Source organism: Streptococcus suis, assembly GCF_002964045.1.
In the GTDB taxonomy this organism is placed as follows: Bacteria; Bacillota; Bacilli; order Lactobacillales; family Streptococcaceae; genus Streptococcus; species Streptococcus suis_U.
Genome location: NZ_POPB01000032.1, coordinates 1 through 269, shown reverse-complemented (window position 1 = coordinate 269; position 269 = coordinate 1). Strand labels below are relative to the sequence as shown.

General features: G+C 43.5%; 1 protein-coding gene and 1 pseudogene. Both read right to left on the bottom strand.

All coding sequences use genetic code 11. From position 1 onward, the window contains the following. Window positions 1–182 (bottom strand): annotated as a pseudogene (locus C1E99_RS00135) (helix-hairpin-helix domain-containing protein); the annotation flags it as partial. Window positions 183–202: 20 nt separating this feature from the next. Continuing rightward, window positions 203–269, bottom strand: a 67-nt coding sequence (locus C1E99_RS15535; RefSeq protein WP_153060105.1) for a DUF1912 family protein, incomplete at its 5' end; no start/stop codon positions are given.

The window sequence follows — 269 nt, the reverse complement described above, 5'->3', positions numbered from 1 at the left end:
GAAGTCACCTCTGCTACAACTTCTTTCACTTGCTCCGCAGCATGCTCTACTGCAGCCTCAGCCTTATGAGCAACTGTCTCTACTACCTCTGCAGCTCTTTCAAGACCTACACGACCTGCACGTTTCAAGTCTGCTAATTGTTTTTTCAAAACTTTTTTACGATTTACTTTCTTTTTTCCCATTTTTCATCTCTCCCGTCTGATTAATAATGCCGCTGACCAAATAAACCATCTGGTAGGTCGTGGAAGTCTTTTCCTGCCGCGTAGTTT